The organism is Ruminiclostridium cellobioparum DSM 1351 = ATCC 15832 (genome assembly GCF_000621505.1).
Lineage (GTDB): Bacteria > Bacillota > Clostridia > Acetivibrionales > DSM-1351 > Ruminiclostridium > Ruminiclostridium cellobioparum.
The window spans coordinates 51,323-68,289 of the sequence record NZ_JHYD01000039.1; the positions used below are offsets into that span (position 1 = coordinate 51,323).

Genomic DNA, 16,967 nt, shown 5'->3' on the forward strand with positions numbered 1-16,967 from the left:
AATATTGACAGTGTATTGACAGTGATATTCAGCTGAACGATATCATAAGGCTGATGACGGAGGATACGGAGGATATTGAAATTGTGAAAAATAAAGCAACAGGAATATTTATGGCAATACTGGCTGCGGCACTTTTTGGAATAAGCTCGCCTGTCTCAAAGTTATTACTGGCAGAAATACCTTCTACTTTGATGGCTTCGCTGCTATATCTGGGGGCGGGCATAGGAATGCTGACAATTAATATTATAAAGAGACTTGGCAAGAATGAACGGGTTGAAGCCCGGATGACAAGGAAAGAAATGCCGTATATCATCGGCATGATTGTTCTTGATATAGCCGCACCTGTTTGCCTTATGCTGGGCCTGACCATGACAACCTCTGCAAATGCATCCCTGCTGAACAACTTTGAAATTGCAGCCACGTCGCTTATAGCCTTATTGATATTCAAAGAGGCTATTGGAAAAAGAATGTGGATCGCTATTTCACTGATAACCCTGTCAAGTATGATTTTATCGGTTGAGGATTTTCACAGCATTTCATTTTCAACAGGCTCAATATTTGTTCTGCTGGCATGTATCTGCTGGGGCTTTGAAAACAACTGTACCCGCATGCTGTCTTTAAAGGATCCTTTGCAAATAGTCATAGTCAAGGGATTTGGGTCAGGTATGGGATCACTGGTGATTGCACTTGTGCTAAAGCAGTACAGCACAGACATTTTATACCTGTTTATGGCATTATTGCTGGGTTTTGTAGCCTACGGCCTCAGCATATATTTTTATATTATTGCGCAACGGGAACTTGGTGCTGCAAGAACAAGTGCCTATTATGCCGTGGCTCCTTTTATCGGGGTGCTTTTATCTGTTATAATCTTTAGCCAGCAAATTACCACATCGTTTATCATTGCACTGGTAATGATGATAACAGGTGCATATTTCGCAGGAGCCGAGCACCACAAACACATGCACATACACCAGGAAACCACCCACGAACACCGGCACAACCACAGCGATGATCACCATACCCACATACATGATTATAAAGTTGAAAGTGAACACAGTCATATTCATACTCATAAGAGAATGGAACACATACACAGGCATACGCCGGATATGCATCATACTCATTCACATTCCGAAAATCACAAATGAAATCTGAAAATCACCTCATTTAAATCCCCCGCTGCTATAGGATAAAATATAGAGGGGGGCTTATTATGAAAATTATATTGGTAGATGATGAAAGTATCGTGCTGCAGGGGATCAGTACCGTTATAAAACGGTTAGACAGGGATTGGTCCATTGTTGCGGAATGCAACAGCGGTGAAGATGCCCTGCCGGTTATTGAAAAACTCTGCCCTGATGTAGTCATAACAGATATCCGCATGTATAACATCTCGGGTATAGAGCTGGCCGAAAAAATCAGAAAGATAAATCAGGATATCCTGGTGATACTCCTCACCGGCTATTCGGAATTTGATTATGCCCAAAAGGCAATCAAACTGAATATATTTGACTATCTGCTTAAGCCCACACGGTATAACGACATCATTGAAAGCCTTACAAGAGCTGAAACGCATTTGAGGGAGAGAAGGGAAAAGCAGAATTTTCAAAATGATCTGATTAAAAAACTCGGTGAAAACAAGACAGCGTTAAGAGAAAAATTTCTCCGGGACGTTATGAACGGGTTATTGCCTGTAAGTGTGGATGTCCTGCAGAAATGCACTGAATACGAAATAGACTTTAAGACCTTCATGGTGCTCAATGTGAACTATGAGTCCCAAAACAAAAATTTCGGTTCCAATTATGAGGATGTTGTGCTGATGGATTTTATAGTAAAGAATATTTTTTCTGAAATTATAAATGAAGCAGGCCACTATATACTTCTTACCGAAAGCATTCAAAATTTTACTGTCATTTCCGAAAACAACTTCCTCAAAGACAGCTGGCAGGATTATGTCAGAGACTTATCCCTCCGGGCAGTCAATATGCTGTGGGAAAAATTCGAAGTAAAAATACATATTGGCGCAAGTGAGGTAAAGACTGAAATAGAGGAACTGTTTGACTGCTATAATCAGGCCAGTTATGCTCTGGATAAAGCTGTGAATAACAACGAACCTATTTTATATTTTCAGGATTTAAAATATGATGTCAATCAAAATGCATATTCGAAATCCATAGCCGAAGCCATTGAATATATCGATAAGAATTACCAGGAGGACATTTCCTTAAAAGAAGTGGCCGAAGCGGTCTATCTCAATGTCTGGTATTTGTCGGATCTTTTCAGCAGGGAAGTGGGCATGACCTTCAGCCAGTATATACGGGATAAACGTATTGCCAGATCAAAGGAGCTGTTGAAGGATAAATCCTTGAAACTGTATGAGGTGGCCTATCAGGTAGGAATAAAGGAACAGGGCTATTTCAGTTCTCTTTTTAAAAAAGTGACCGGTGTGACACCTAAAAGCTATCGTGATCAATTGGAAAATTAACCGAATGAGGGAGAATGTGTAAAAAAGCTGTGCGGAGTTGATCTGGCGCAGCTTTTTTTTGCTGCCGGAGTAATTTTGCTATTACCCAATATTTTTATAAAGTTATCCAAAGATAGTGAAAATCAATATGAGGCCTCCTGGCTTATAATTTAAGCGTAAGTCAATATTAAAGGAGGATATGTTATGAAAAAATTAATTGCACTGGCTTTATCGGTATTTATGGTGGTGCCTTTGGCCGCCGGCTGCGGGAGCAGCAATACTGCAGGCACACAGTCAACCGCAGCACAGACTGCTGCGCAGACCTCACAGGCAGCCGCTTCGGGCGGATCGGCCGGAGCTTCCGCAAAGGTGACACTGGCATCCTTTCCGGATCAGCCCAAGGATGCGTTACTTGCAGCAGTCGCATCCGCAAAGCTCGATACCCAGCTGGAAATCATCGAGTATCCGCAGAATGAATACGAAAACAAAATCAAAATGGCATTTGGTTCAGGCACTTCTACAGATTTGATTCTTCTGGACGGACCCAATATAGCCAGCTATGCAGCCAGTGATGTATTGGAGCCCCTTGACGGGTATTGGGACAAACAGGACTTTGATGACCTGGTTGACGCATCAAAAGCAGCCATGACCTGGAACGGCAAGATATGGGCTGCACCCTTGAATGAATCCAACACAGTACTTTTCTACAACAAAACGGTTTTTGACGAACTGGGAATTGTAGCTCCAACCAAGGTGGAGGATGCCTGGAGCTTTGACGAATTAATGGAAGTTTGCAAAAAAGTTACAATACCCGGTAAAAGATATGCAATACAGCCCCAGATGTTCTCACTTGCAAACAAGAATGAGGGAATGACCTATACACAGATGCTCTGGTTATGGATGTCGGGCGGAGATGTTCTGTCACCTGACGGCACCACGGCTACAGGCTATTTTGACAGTGAAGCCTCAAAGAAGGGCATTCAGTTCTATGCCGATCTTTTTAAAAACGGTTATGCCACCACTGAGGATATTGTAAATGCCTTTGAAACCGGAAAGGTTGTTATGTGGACCAACGGACCCTGGTGCATAGGAAACTGGAAAAAAGATTTTCCTGATGTCAAGTGGGGCGCAACTCCAATGCCTCAGGATGCCAAGGGCGCTTCAGGTGCAGGCAGCTGGAATATAGCAATAGCAAAGGCCTCAGCCAACAAGGACAATGCGTACAAAGTGCTTCAGGCCATTACAGGCAAGGACGGGCAGGCTGTGTGGTGCACAAAAACCGGAAACCTTCCGGCCAGAAAATCTGTCCTGGAAGCCGATCCTGCTTACAAGGAATATCCATTTGATATAATTAACAGCCAGCTGGTAAAAACAGCAAAAGCGAGACCTGTTACACCTGCATATCCGCAGATTTCGGAAGCCTTGACCAATTGCTTTGCCGAAGTTGCCTTTGGTGAAGATGTCAACAAGGCTGTGGAAAAGGCAACAAAAAAGATGAACGAAGCGTTGGCAGCCGCCAAGTAATATAAACCGGAGGTTCGGGTTTCAGGTTCCTGAGTTTGAAAGGCTCCGGTCTGAAACCTGGACTATTGGTTTCCAGAGGCGGTAATTGGTATTGTACCGGAATTACTGCCATATCGGTCACATTGAGGTGAAAAAATGACAAACTTAAATAATCGTAGAATCGGCAAGACGGTGATGGAGAATTTTCAGGGTTATCTTTTTATTCTTCCTGCGCTGGTAATAATCGGTGTGTTTTTTATATATCCTGCAATCGAGCTCTTCAGCCTGGCATATACGGATTATAATCTGATGTCGGGAAAGATGGGTTTCGTGGGATTTGCCAACTTTAAGTCACTGCCCGACAACGGGGATTTTCTCAATTCTCTTGTGGTGACTTTCAAGCTGGCTTTGTTTATTGTACCCGTACAGACAATCATTTCAATGATAATGGCAGTGTTTGTAAACCAAAAGCTTCAGGGTATGAAACTGTTCAGAACAATATACTTTATTCCTGCCATAACCTCCTTTGTAGCGGTAGCCATTATGTGGAAACAGATATACAACCCAACCTTCGGGCTTGCAAATTCGGTTTTGGGCCTACTTAATCTGGGACCGTTTCAATTCCTTTCCTCCAAAAGCCAGGCCCTTATAGCGGTTGGTATTACCTGTATATGGAAGTCCTGGGGCTACTTTATGGTAATCTTCATAAGCGGGCTGCAGGAAATACCGAGAGAGGTTCAGGAGGCCAGCTATATAGACGGTGCCAACAATGTACAGAGATTTTTCCATATAACCATACCCATGTTGCGGAAGGTAACTATTTTTGTGGTAATAATCACCACAATGGACGCCATCAAGCTGTTTATCCCATCTTTTACAATGACTGCAGGCGGGCCTTTAGGTTCCACCGATACTGCGGTGCATTATATCTGGAGACAGGCTTTCCGCTTGCAGCAGGTGGGGCCGGCCACAGCAATGTCTACGGTACTCTTCCTGATAATAATCATAATAACGTTCCTTCAATTTAAAATAGACGGCAGAAATAACGAGGAGGGAAGGTAGGAAAAAGATGGATACAAATTCTAAAGCCAGAAGAACCAACATTATTCTAAGGTTTGCCATGTACATATTTTTGACATTGGTAGCCCTGCTGGTTACAGTGCCTTTTATATGGGTAGTTGGAAATGCCTTCCGCCCAAATGCGGAAATAGGCCAGTTTACAGACCTGTCCCTATATACATTTATTCCAAAGGAATTTACACTTGTAAATTTTGACCGGATGTTCCAGCAGCTGAACATGGTGCAAATTATAATAAATACACTCATTGTTGCCTTTAGTGTAACGGCCGGAAGTCTGGTAATCAACTCCCTTACGGGATATGCCTTTGCAAGGATCAATTTTGTGGGCAAGGGCTTTATATTTATGATTTTTATTTCCATGTTAATGCTGCCCATTGAAATTCTCATAATATCCCTGTATCTTACGCTGGTGGATTTGAAGTTATCCGATACTTATATTTCGCTGATTTTGCCCTTTTTAGCTTCACCTTTCGGGATATTTTTCATGAGGCAGTTTTTCAGCAATGTCCCCAAGGAGCTTGACGAAGCTGCAATTCTGGACGGCTGCGGGCATTTTAAGATATTCTCCAGGATATACATGCCTCTGGCCAAGACACCGCTGCTGACACTTGGGCTACTTGTGTTCCTGCAGCAATGGGACAGTTTTATAGTTCCGGTTACATTTATAAATGACGAGGGTAAAATGCTGCTGCAGGTGGCATTGACAAGACTTTCAATGGGCCTGTACACCACCGACTACGGTGTTCTGTATGCAGGAGTGTCCCTTTCAATTGTTCCCATACTGATTATTTACCTGATTTTCCAAAAACATATCGTTGAAAATATTGCGACTACAGGTCTGAAATAATAGATGAGAAAAATCTCTCAGACAGCTGTTTGGCATCAAATAAAAATAAGGAGAGAATATCATGGCAATAAAAAATGAGTTTGGATGGACTTTTACTGATAAAAAGGATGGTTCATTACTGATGAAAAATCCTGTAATGAACTCAAGAATGTACTTTCCCCTATGCAACAATAATCTGAAATCCTATGTCACTCCCGAATTGAAGGGAGATATACTGCTGGATTACAACAAATATCTCACCGTACCGAAAAGCACGGAGGATCTACATCATTGCAAGGATGGGAGAAATGTATGGCTGAGCATAAAAGACAGGGGGATATGGTGCTGCACCGGTTCCAGTGCGGAACACCAGCTTAAAAGCATTAAAGGTATTGATGATGAAGAGGCCGAAATAAATGCAGGGATAGGCTGGATAAAATTGAGCAGGGTGAGTGCCGAATATAAAATCAAATCGGATATCACAGTTTTTATCCCCTCAAATGATGACGCTGTGGAATTGGTCAAAATAGGGATAACCAACATGGGCGCTGACGAAATCGAGGTCGATACCTTCTATGCGGTCCCGGTTTATGGACGCAGTACTTTGAACCTGAGGGATCACAGGGATGTAAGCACCCTTTGCAACAGACTTATTCCAAATCCCCATGGGGTTATTGTACAGCCCTTCATGATACACGACGAAAAAAAATGTTATCAAAATAATACAAAATATGCGGTTATGGGCTTTACAGGCCGAGGAGAGCCGGCTGCCGGCGGCTGGGGCAGGATGTACGACTACATAGGTGAAAACGGTTCGCTGGAAGCTCCAGAGGCGGTATATAAAAACAAGGCGCCCATGGACTTCAATGAAATGGAGCTGACCGGTGAGGAGGCGGTGGGAGCCGTCAAATTTTCAGCTGCTGCAATCAAACCCGGTGAAACCAGGGAATTCATAATTGTTCAGGGCATTACTGACGAATACAGTGATGTAGAAGAATGGGCTTTAAAAAAATATAACACCGCCGGAAAATTTGACAATACCTTGAATGAAACCAGGGAATACTGGCAGAACTATGTCGACCTGGTTAAGTTCGAGTTTGCAGACCAGGAATTGAACAAGTTCCTGAAGTGGGTAAATTTTCAGCCATTTTTAAGGAAGGTGTTCGGGAGCAGTTATTTGCCCGACTATGGCTATGGCACGGGCAAGAGGTACTGGAGAGAATTATGGCAGGATTTGCTGGCAATCATAATTGCCGATCCATACAGCACAAAGCAGGATATAATGAACAACTATAACGGTGTAAAGCTGGATGGCTCAAATGCCACACTGGTGGGAGACAGGCCGGGGGAATTCGCCCATAGGAGCAATCTGGGCCGCACCTGGTCGGACCACGGCGTCTGGCCGTATTTTACAACCAGGCTGTATATGGATTTAACCGGAGATTTGGACATACTTTTTGAACAGGTCTCCTATTACAAGGACAACATAACCAGACGGGGAAAAGGTACCGACAGCTCATGGAATTCCGAATACGGGCTGAAGCAGAAAACTGAAAACGGAGAGCTTTATTACGGCTCGGTGCTGGAGCATCTGCTCATACAAAATCTTACTTCCTTTTACAATGTGGGAATTCACAACATCACACTGCTGGAAGCCGGTGACTGGGACGACACCATGGACATGGCGAGAGAAAACGGAGAAACCGTTCAATTTACGGCTTTCTATGCAGCCAACCTGGAAGGTGTATGTGAATGCCTTGAGATACTCCATGCAAAAGGCAGCGAGTCTGTTGAGCTCTTTGAGGAAATGCTGGTTTTACTGGACAGGCTTGACGGTAAAAATACCGTTGATTACAGTGATTTCAGGCAGAAGCAGAAAAGGCTCCAACAGTACTATGACATACTGGATAAAGGTTTCTCTGGAAGAAAAGTCAAAGTGGATATAAAGCGTTTGATTGAGGACTTGAGGGAAAAGTCGGTATTTGCGGCCGAGTTGGTCAGGACACAGGAATATATAACAGTGGATAAGGATTTTTCCTTCTATAACGGTTATTACACAGATACGTTCAGGAGGCTGGGCGGAAAAAATGGACAGGGGACTGTCAACATCAGCCTGACTCCCCAGGCCTACCTTATGGTTTTAGGCTTGACCGGACAGGACAGGGCAAGGGAAATACACAGAAGCGTAAATAAATATCTCAGGAATGAATTCGGCGGATATATTTTAAGATCGGATCACAGGGAGCCTGACCTTATCGACGTGATGGGCAGGGGCTTCGGGCTGGCTTTTAAAACCCGTGAGAACGGCGGCCAGTATAATCACATGGTGGTTAAGTACATGAACGGCCTATATGCCAATAACCTTGTCAGGGAAGGGTATGAGGTATTTTCAACCCTTACGGGCCTGTGCATGAATTCCGAACAGAGCAGGATATTCCCCGGAGTTCCGGCGTCAATTGACTCCAAATCCGCAAGGGGGAGCTACAACTATCTTACCGGATCGGCTTCATGGCTGATTTTCAGTATAATAACAGAGATTCTGGGAATCAAGCCCAATCTGGGAGACCTGAGTATCTCACCCAAACTGGTAAAGGAACAATTCGGGGAGGATAAGGAAATCAGGGTTGATTTTGTATACCTGAGAAAGAATATGAGATTGACCGTTATTAATGAAAAGGGACTTGACTGGGGTGAATACAGGCTTGGAAAGGTGAAATTCAACAGTCGGCCGGTTGAGGAGAGTTTCTGTGATCAAACCGGATCGACAGTTAGATTTTCGAAGGAATATATTGAACAGCACCTTCAAACGGATAATGAAATAGAAATAGAATTGGTTTAGCAGGTGATTGGATGATTAACAGAGTAATACTTGTAGTACTGGACAGCGTGGGAATTGGAGAATTGCCGGATGCGGACTGCTACGGAGATCAGGGGAGCAATACGGTAGGGAATATCGTAAAGGCCTGCGGGAAGCTGGATATACCCAATCTCTGCAGGCTTGGGTTCGGAAAAATCGAAGGGGTCGATTACCTGGATATACCTTCCCGCATTCATGGCTGCTATGGAAGGATGGCCGAAGTATCAAAGGGAAAGGATACAATAACAGGTCATTGGGAGATGGCGGGAATACAGCTGAAAGAGCCGTTTCCGGTCTACCCGTCGGGTTTTCCCGGCGAAATAATCGATGAATTTAAAGCCGCGGCCGGGACGGATATTTTAGGAAATTATGCCGCCTCGGGTACTGAAATTATAAAGGTTCTTGGGCAGGAGCATGTCAATACCGGCTATCCCATTGTATATACCTCGGCCGACAGCGTCTTTCAAATTGCCGCCCATGAGGACATCATTCCCCTTGGCAGGCTCTATGATATGTGCAAACAAGCAAGAGGAATCCTCAAGGGAAAGCATGGTGTGGGAAGAGTGGTCGCAAGACCTTTCACAGGCCAATATCCGGATTTCCGGAGAACGGGCGGCAGGAGGGATTTTTCCATGGAGCCTGTTTCAACGACGATACTGGATGAATTGCAGCAAAAGGGCCTGCCTGTGGCTGCCGTGGGAAAGATCGAGGATATTTTCTCACGGAGGGGTATTACCGAGGCGGTTCATACGTCAAATAACCAACACGGAATGGAGCTTACAGGTGAGTATCTGGAGAAACTGGACAGGGGCCTGATATTTACCAATCTGGTGGATTTCGACATGCTTTACGGGCATAGAAACAATGCACCGGGTTACAAAAAGGCAATTGAAGAGTTCGATGCCGGACTGGGCGGCCTGACAAGCCGATTGAGAGACGACGACCTTCTTATCATCACCGCCGATCATGGATGTGATCCGGTTACACCCAGTACCGATCACTCGAGGGAATATGTGCCATTGCTGTTATACGGCAGAAATATAAAACAGGATGTGAATCTGGGTACGAGAGGGACCTTCTCGGATATAGCCTGCACCATTGCTGAAATTTTTAATATTCCTTATAAGTTCCCGGGAAAAAGTTTTTTCGGTGAAATTAAACCATAAGCTAAAAACACTAAAATTTTCTTGTTGAAGAAGCGGCTCAAAACCTTTAATATTTTCAGTATATCAGTATATTGGGTATTATTGTTTTGCACTTGCCCGGGGGATGTTATATAATCTCAGATAAACAGCTCTCACGCAATTCCGGGATGGATTTCAGATTTTCTAAATTTAGAGGAATATTACATGAAAAGTATCAAATCCAAGATAATGATAGCCTTTATTATTATAAACATAACTCTGACATCCTTTTTCAGCTATTTTGCGTATTGGGTCGCTTCTTCGATTATAGAAAAGAATTTTATAGCATTAACCGACAGGACAATATCCGATTCCCTGAACCGGATAGATATGTTTCTGGAAAAAATAGACAAGTACTCTTTGAACCTTATTCTGGGTTCTGAAATGGAAAAAATACTTACAAAGGGGTATGGTGAAAACATAAATTATCCCAGACTTTTCGCAGAGCAGGTTCAGAATTTGACCGTAATAGAAGGGGATCTGCTGGCCATTCACTACTTTGGTGTGGACGGAGATGTATATCATTATCCCTTTACAAGCAGTATAAACAGCATCAGGGATTTAAACCGGGAGGGCCTGATAGATGCCTACCGGATAGAAGACAGCAGGATTCACTGGAGCGGTATTTACCCACAGACTTATTATCTTTCGGACAGTCAGCAGAGCCTTAAAATATTTTCTGGTATTAGAAGCTTTAAAGACTCCTTCCAGCCAGGCATTAAGGGCATACTTTTAATGGATGTGGAAGAGGATAAGCTCTATGAATTTATAAAAAATATAAGTCTGGGCAAGAACGGACAAATATATATAATAAATAAAGAAGGGGTTATAATGACTTCTTCCGAAAGAGAAAAAACATCTGCAAAAATTGAGCAGCCGGTTTTTGACATCGTTAATACCGGAGATGCCGGATACTCTTACATTGACATAAACGGACTGAAAAACGTATTGATTTATGACACCTCGGGCAGAAACGGATGGAAGGTGGCGGCCACAATACCTTTAAAGGACGTGCTGTACCAGACCGGAAGCATAAAAATGATGGCTATTGTGGTAGGAATAGTCGTAATAGCTCTTTCATCCACAATATCATTCCTAATATCCACTAAAATAACAAAACCCATAAGAGAAATGACCAAGCTGGTAAAGGTGGTTGCAAAAGGAAATCTGGATGTAAAATATGAAGCCAGGACAAACGATGAACTGAAGGATCTCAGTGACGGCTTCAATTATATGACCAGCAGCCTTAAAGAACTTATCGGCAAGGTTTATATAGAAGAGATACAGCTTAAACAGGCCCAGCTTGAAAATCTTAACGCCAAAATAAATCCTCATTTTTTATATAATACCCTTGACACCATATACTGGATGCTTGTAATAGCCGAGCAGAACGAAATTTCAAATCTGGTAGTGGCACTCAGCGATATGCTGCGCTACAGCATAAGCAAGAGCGGTGATCAGGTCACGGTCAGGGAGGAATTGAAACAGATAGATAATTATCTTTATATCCAGAAAACCAGGTTCAAAGACAGGCTGGATGTGGAGTACGAGGTTGAGGAAGCCGCCAATGACTGCTATATCATGAAGCTGTTGATCCAGCCCATTGTGGAAAATGCCATAAAACACGGCCTGGAATTCCAGTCCCAGAAGGGGCTTATAATAATCAAGGTATATGAAAAGGAAGAGGAAATAATAATTCAGATCATTGATAACGGCAAGGGTATGTCCGAACGGGAAGTCAAACACCTGTTGAACAGAGCCGATACTTCTTCTCTGAAAAAACCCGGTATTGGTTTGAATAATGTTAACGAGAGAATAAAAATGTTCTATGGCGCAAAGTATGGAATAACGGTTGAAAGCAAACTGGGAGAAGGTACCTGTGTTAATATAAATGTCCCAAAAGTATCACAGCCTGGGGGGATAGTGCATGCTGAACATAGTAATAGTTGATGATGAACAGATCGTGCTGGACGGAATGAAAACCGTTCTCAAGTCTGCCGGCAGGGACTGGCAGGTAGTGGGAACTGCAGTGAACGGAGTACAGGGGCTTGAGGTAATCCGGAGCTCCAGGCCCGATATTGTTATAACAGATATAAAGATGCCTGATATGGACGGGCTTGAAATGAGCAGGCTTGTCAAGGAGGAGTTTCCGGATATCGTAATATTTGTGTTCAGCGGCTATGCTGAATTCAATCTGGCCCAGAAGGCCATCGACCTGGGCGTGTATAACTATTTATTAAAGCCAATGAAGTACATGGAGATATATGCAGCACTTGAAAAGGCGGAGGAATTTGTGCTGGAAAGACGCAGGGCCAGGCTTGAACAGGAGGAGCAGGTAAAAAGGCTGAAATCAAGCATACCGCTGCTGAAGGAACAGGACGCCGGCCAAAAACAAAAGCATAGGACAAAAATAATCGGAGAGGTTCTGAACTACATTGAAGAAAATTATTCAAAAAATATATCCTTGAAAGAAGCTTCGGAAAAGGTGTATTTAAATATCAACTACCTCAGTGAAATCTTCAAGGCCGAACTGGGTGAAAATTTCACCGAATATTTAAAAAAATACAGGGTGAAAAAGGCGATTGAATTGCTGAAGCGTATGGATTTAAAAATCTATCAGATCGCGGAAATGGTCGGATATTCCGATTCAAAGCATTTCAGCCAGGTTTTTAAGGAAATAACGGGTGTGTCCCCAAAAGACTATAATATCAGCAGCCGGTAGTATTTATTTTATCCGTTTATGGCAGTTTTCAAATAAAAAGTGCTGGGAGGAAATAAAAATGGGAAGAGCCAGGAATATACCTGCGTTAATAATTATTTTATCATTTTTTCTGACAACATATTTGACAGGCTGTACTGATACTTATGAATTTTCAAATACCCGCCCGCCATCTGCCTCGGAGGATTCATCAAAAGCCGCAGAACCGTCGGGCGCAGCCAAGAAGAAAGCCGTTGAGGTATGGGCCGTAGACGGTGATTATGTGAGGAGAGCGGATAAAAAGTGCAATGAGCTGATCAAGGATGAAATAGATGTCAGGATGAATTATATTCCCAATATACAATATGAGAGCAAGCTTAAGGTGGCCATGTCCTCGGGGGAGCTTCCCGATGTAATAGGCGTTGATTCCCCCAATGTATCGGCCTATGCCGAAAGCGGAGCCATAGTGCCCCTGGATGATGTATGGGATGCGTCGGACCGTGAGGATATAATAGACGCTGTCAGGCAGGGGTGGACCTATAAAGGACAGATATGGGGGGCACAGCACGAGGAGACGAACAGTGTCCTGTTCTATAACAGAGACATGCTTGAAGAGGCGGGTTTGGAGCCTGCCCATGGCTTGGAGGATGCCTGGACCTGGGAACAGACGGTTGAGGCCGCCAAAAAGCTGACCCGGAAGGATGCAAGCGGTAAGACTGCAGTATACGGAATACTGCCTTTAATGGCGGGGCCTAATATCGCGCATGAAGGTCAGAGCTACGTGTCCAATACCTGGACCTGGCAGGCAGGGGCCGAAATAATGAATCCCGAAGGGACCACTGTGGACGGCTATTTTAACAGTGAGAAGAATTTAAATGCATTAAAGCTTTTCCGCCGGATGTTTATAATAGACAAATCGGCTCCTCTGACCGAGATTCCAAACGGCTTTCAGACCGGAAAAATCGCTATGTGGATCACCGGACCGTGGATCATCAGTACTTTAAAAACGGTTCCTGATTTGAACTGGGGAGCAATGCCGCTGCCCAAAGGGGAAAGACTTGCGTCAAACTCGGGAGGCTGGGGCTATTCCATAACCAACAAGGCTGCCGACAAGGCGGCTGCCATGAGGGTAATACTGGCTAAAACCGGCAAGGAAGGGCAGCTGATTGATATTATCGAAGGAGGGGCATTGCCCAATAGAAAATCGTTGTTTGACAAGGCGCCTTTTTTAAAGGAATACCCTTATCCGATGATTCTGGAGCAGCTGGAAAAAACAGCAAAAGTAAGACCAATAACAGCGGCGTATCCTGAAATTTCGGTATCCATACAAAAGTGCTTTAATGATGTAGCCTATGGCAAGGAGCCCCGGGAGGCCATGAAGGAATATTCGGCACAGATGAACGAAACCCTGAAGCGGATGAATTCAAAATAAAATACAGAGGATGATTATTAACACCGTAAGCGCTATCCGCCAACGGTGTTTTTTAATGCACCCAAACATCCGAGAAACACAAACCAAATCCGAGTATTACCCAATTTAAACAAACTTGCTGTAAAGCTAAAATTAAATCAGAAAGAATATATACTTGAAGTATTTTTGTGAAGGGAGGCGAAATATGCTTAAGACAACATGTACACATTCTGAAATTTTAAGGGGACTGGCAGAGTGCGGGCACGGTGACAGGATACTCATTGCCGACGGAAATTACCCGCTGGACTCAAATACCGGAACCGATACGCGGCTGATTTACCTGAACCTTACCCATGGAATACCTCTTGTAACCGATGTTTTAAAGGTGCTGGAGGAAACCATAGCCATTGAAAAAGCTGAGGTCATGAGTCCGGATAATTCCGGAGAGCCTGCTATTTTTGCTGAATTCGGCAAAATACTGGAGGATGGGATTGAATTCAGAAAATTGGGCCGGTTTGAATTCTATGACGAATGCAGGAAATCCGATATTAAGCTGGCAATTGCCACCGGTGAACAGAGAACCTATGCCAATATTCTTTTGACCGTGGGTGTAGTGGATACCCTGTTTTGTAAAAATATTAAAGCGAAAGAGTGATTAAATGGATAAGAAGCCGAAAATTCTCGTTGTGGGGAGTTTTATGATGGATTTGATTTCCAGAACAGATAAAGTTCCCGGAGAGGGAGAGACAATAACCGGCCGGTCCTTCAGCACCGCATCGGGGGGCAAGGGCGCAAATCAGGCCGTGCAGGCCGCCCTGCTGGGGGCCGAGGTAACCATGGTGGGGAAGGTGGGTGACGACATTTTCGGCACCCTGATGACAGAGGCCTTATCTGCCGCCAATGTAAATGTGGACCATATCATAAAGGACAAAAATACGGCTTCGGGCGTGGGCAACATAACCCTTGAAGCAAGGGATGGACAGAAAACCAAAAACAGGATTCTTATCCTTCCGGGTGCAAATATGACCCTGGCTCCCGATGATATAGAGTTTCTCAGAAATGAAATTTCAAAGTATGACATGGTTATTCTTCAGAATGAAATTCCTGCCGAAGTAAACGAAGCCGTCATAGATTTGGCTTATTCCAAAGGAGTGCCGGTAATGCTGAATTCGGCACCTTCAAGACCTGTCAGCCAGGAGATTATGTCAAAGCTCACCTATATTTCGCCCAATGAGCACGAGGCGTTTGATATGACCGGAATAAATATAGTTGCGGATAGCAGCGGTATTGACTTTTCCACAGTAAAAAACGCGGCAGGTTACTTTTTAGACAGAGGGGTTAAAAATGTCATAGTTACTCTCGGAAGCAATGGGGTTGTGATGGCAACCGGGGACAGGTATATTTTTCATCCCTGCATCGATGTTGTGGAGGTAGTTGATCCTACGGCTGCGGGAGATTCCTTTGTAGGTGCTTTCTGTACCGCCATATGTTCGGGAATGTCAGAAGAAGATGCAATGGAGTTTGCCAGTTATGCGGCCACAATAACGGTATCGAGACTGGGTGCGCAGCCATCTCTGCCCACATACAGTGAAGTGGCCGAATTGATGGATTCTGTCAGGAGGAAGGGTCAAAATTACAGGAGGGTGGTAATATGAGGTCTGAAAGTCAGGAGAGTATATTGAAAGCCTTCATAAATACATCTTCAGCAGAATTAAAAAATTTTTTGGAAAATATAGATATAAAGTCTTATGAAAAAACGGTGAATATCATACTGGAGGCAGAAAAAAACGGAAACAGACTGCATATAACCGGCATTGGAAAACCGGGGCATGTGGCGGGATACATAGCATCTCTCCTGTCATCCACCGGCACACCCACCTATGAGCTCCACGGCACTGAAGCCGTTCATGGCTCTTCGGGGCAGGTGAGACCGGGGGATGTGGTAATAGCCATATCCAACAGCGGAGAAACAGCTGAACTCAAAGCGACAGTTACTGCACTTAAAAATAACGGAGCAAAGATAATTGCCGTTACAGGAAACACTGCTTCCTGGCTTGCAAAAGAGGGAGACTCTTTTTTGTTTGCAGGAGTGGAACATGAGGGAGACACTCTCAACCGTGCCCCCAGGGCGTCAATTATTGCTGAAATATTGGTGCTGCAAGGTTTAAGCATCATACTTCAGGAAATTAAGGAAATCACACCAAAGCAATACGTCAGGTGGCATCCCGGAGGAACCCTGGGGCAGCTGAGAGAGACAGAAAAATAAAAAAGCTTATGACGCCTGATGCCATGCCATAGTTCATTGTACACTGTTCATTGCGATTACCCGACTTGAACTGCCGTCTTTTTTGCGGTAATGATATAGATTGATTTCCCATGGTATAGCTTTTGGACTTCATGAAATCCGGCATTAAGCAATTCCTGCTCCATTTCGGAGGAGTGGATGCGTATATGCATGGGAGGTCCGGGGACTGTCCCTTCCTCTTTTTGGTATTCCAGGCACAGGAAATGCCCATCCTCCTTCAGCACCCGGCGTATTTGCTGAAGGACCCTGGACAGCGGTCTTACCTCATGCAGGATGAGGGAAGCCAGGACAATATCCGCTGATTCCTCCGGCAATGGTATTTCGTCAATGCTGCCCGGTACCAATTTTATGTTAGTGATATTTTCTGCCCTGGCTTTGGCAGCAATCACATCCAGCATCCGTTCATCCATATCCAGTGCATAGACGGCACCATTTACCAGTTTTGCCGCAGGAACCGTCAAATAACCCGAACCGGCCCCCGCATCCAGAATGGTGTGGGTTTTTTTTATGGGCAGTATATTCAGTATTTCCTCCGGGGGAAGAAGTCTTCTTCTCTCAGCTCCATCCAGAAATTCTATCTTATTCTTGAAATTCTGTTCATCCATTGTGTCATGATTCTGTTTTGACATGTAAATCCTC

Annotated in this window: 14 protein-coding genes; 13 read left to right on the forward strand and 1 reads right to left on the reverse strand. The window is 44.1% G+C overall.

The genetic code is table 11. The features are described 5' to 3' along the window. Positions 1–80 precede the first annotated feature (80 nt). The 13 genes from T344_RS0115055 to T344_RS0115120 all read left to right on the forward strand — a co-directional run bounded on the left by T344_RS0115055 (position 81) and on the right by T344_RS0115120 (position 16,289). Entirely contained in the window at positions 81–1,148 is a 1,068-nt protein-coding gene (locus T344_RS0115055) for an EamA family transporter (protein ID WP_117407512.1), read from the forward strand. 65 nt (positions 1,149–1,213) lie between these two features. After that, positions 1,214–2,485: a response regulator transcription factor gene (locus T344_RS0115060; protein ID WP_027629404.1), complete on the forward strand. Its 1,272-nt coding sequence runs from the start codon at positions 1,214–1,216 to the stop codon at positions 2,483–2,485. A 183-nt stretch (positions 2,486–2,668) separates the two neighbouring features. Continuing rightward, positions 2,669–3,988 carry an extracellular solute-binding protein gene (locus T344_RS0115070; RefSeq protein WP_027629405.1) on the forward strand — a complete coding sequence of 440 codons (1,320 nt, stop codon included), beginning with the start codon at positions 2,669–2,671 and terminating at the stop codon, positions 3,986–3,988. Between the two features lie 135 nt (positions 3,989–4,123). Then, entirely contained in the window at positions 4,124–5,029 is a 906-nt protein-coding gene (locus T344_RS0115075) for a carbohydrate ABC transporter permease (RefSeq protein ID WP_051571919.1), read from the forward strand. Positions 5,030–5,036: 7 nt separating this feature from the next. Next, the gene (locus tag T344_RS0115080) at positions 5,037–5,894 is read left to right on the forward strand and encodes a carbohydrate ABC transporter permease (RefSeq protein WP_051571921.1); all 858 of its coding nucleotides are present in this window, start codon (positions 5,037–5,039) and stop codon (positions 5,892–5,894) included. 61 nt (positions 5,895–5,955) lie between these two features. Further along, entirely contained in the window at positions 5,956–8,712 is a 2,757-nt protein-coding gene (locus tag T344_RS0115085; protein ID WP_027629408.1) for a GH36-type glycosyl hydrolase domain-containing protein, read from the forward strand. An 11-nt stretch (positions 8,713–8,723) separates the two neighbouring features. Continuing rightward, a complete protein-coding gene (locus T344_RS0115090; RefSeq protein ID WP_084331249.1) occupies positions 8,724–9,896 on the forward strand; it encodes a phosphopentomutase in 1,173 nt (390 codons plus the stop codon). Positions 9,897–10,079: 183 nt separating this feature from the next. After that, positions 10,080–11,864 carry a sensor histidine kinase gene (locus tag T344_RS0115095; protein WP_027629410.1) on the forward strand — a complete coding sequence of 595 codons (1,785 nt, stop codon included), beginning with the start codon at positions 10,080–10,082 and terminating at the stop codon, positions 11,862–11,864. Further along, the gene (locus T344_RS0115100; RefSeq protein ID WP_027629411.1) at positions 11,842–12,636 is read left to right on the forward strand and encodes a response regulator transcription factor; all 795 of its coding nucleotides are present in this window, start codon (positions 11,842–11,844) and stop codon (positions 12,634–12,636) included. The genes T344_RS0115095 and T344_RS0115100 overlap by 23 nt, the downstream gene beginning before the upstream one ends. Positions 12,637–12,694: 58 nt before the next feature. Continuing rightward, complete coding sequence (locus tag T344_RS0115105) at positions 12,695–14,044, forward strand: ABC transporter substrate-binding protein (RefSeq protein ID WP_027629412.1); 1,350 nt, start codon at positions 12,695–12,697, stop codon at positions 14,042–14,044. A 184-nt stretch (positions 14,045–14,228) separates the two neighbouring features. Next, positions 14,229–14,678: an RbsD/FucU family protein gene (locus T344_RS0115110; protein ID WP_027629413.1), complete on the forward strand. Its 450-nt coding sequence runs from the start codon at positions 14,229–14,231 to the stop codon at positions 14,676–14,678. A gap of 4 nt (positions 14,679–14,682) precedes the next feature. Beyond that, complete coding sequence (rbsK, locus tag T344_RS0115115) at positions 14,683–15,678, forward strand: ribokinase (protein WP_027629414.1); 996 nt, start codon at positions 14,683–14,685, stop codon at positions 15,676–15,678. Beyond that, entirely contained in the window at positions 15,675–16,289 is a 615-nt protein-coding gene (locus T344_RS0115120) for a KpsF/GutQ family sugar-phosphate isomerase (protein WP_027629415.1), read from the forward strand. The genes rbsK and T344_RS0115120 overlap by 4 nt, the downstream gene beginning before the upstream one ends. A 56-nt stretch (positions 16,290–16,345) precedes the next feature. Here the strand turns inward: T344_RS0115120 and T344_RS0115125 are convergent, their stop codons facing one another. Then, on the reverse strand, positions 16,346–16,957 hold the full coding sequence (locus T344_RS0115125) for a class I SAM-dependent methyltransferase (protein ID WP_027629416.1): 612 nt from the start codon (positions 16,955–16,957) through the stop codon (positions 16,346–16,348). Between the last annotated feature and the right edge of the window lie 10 nt (positions 16,958–16,967).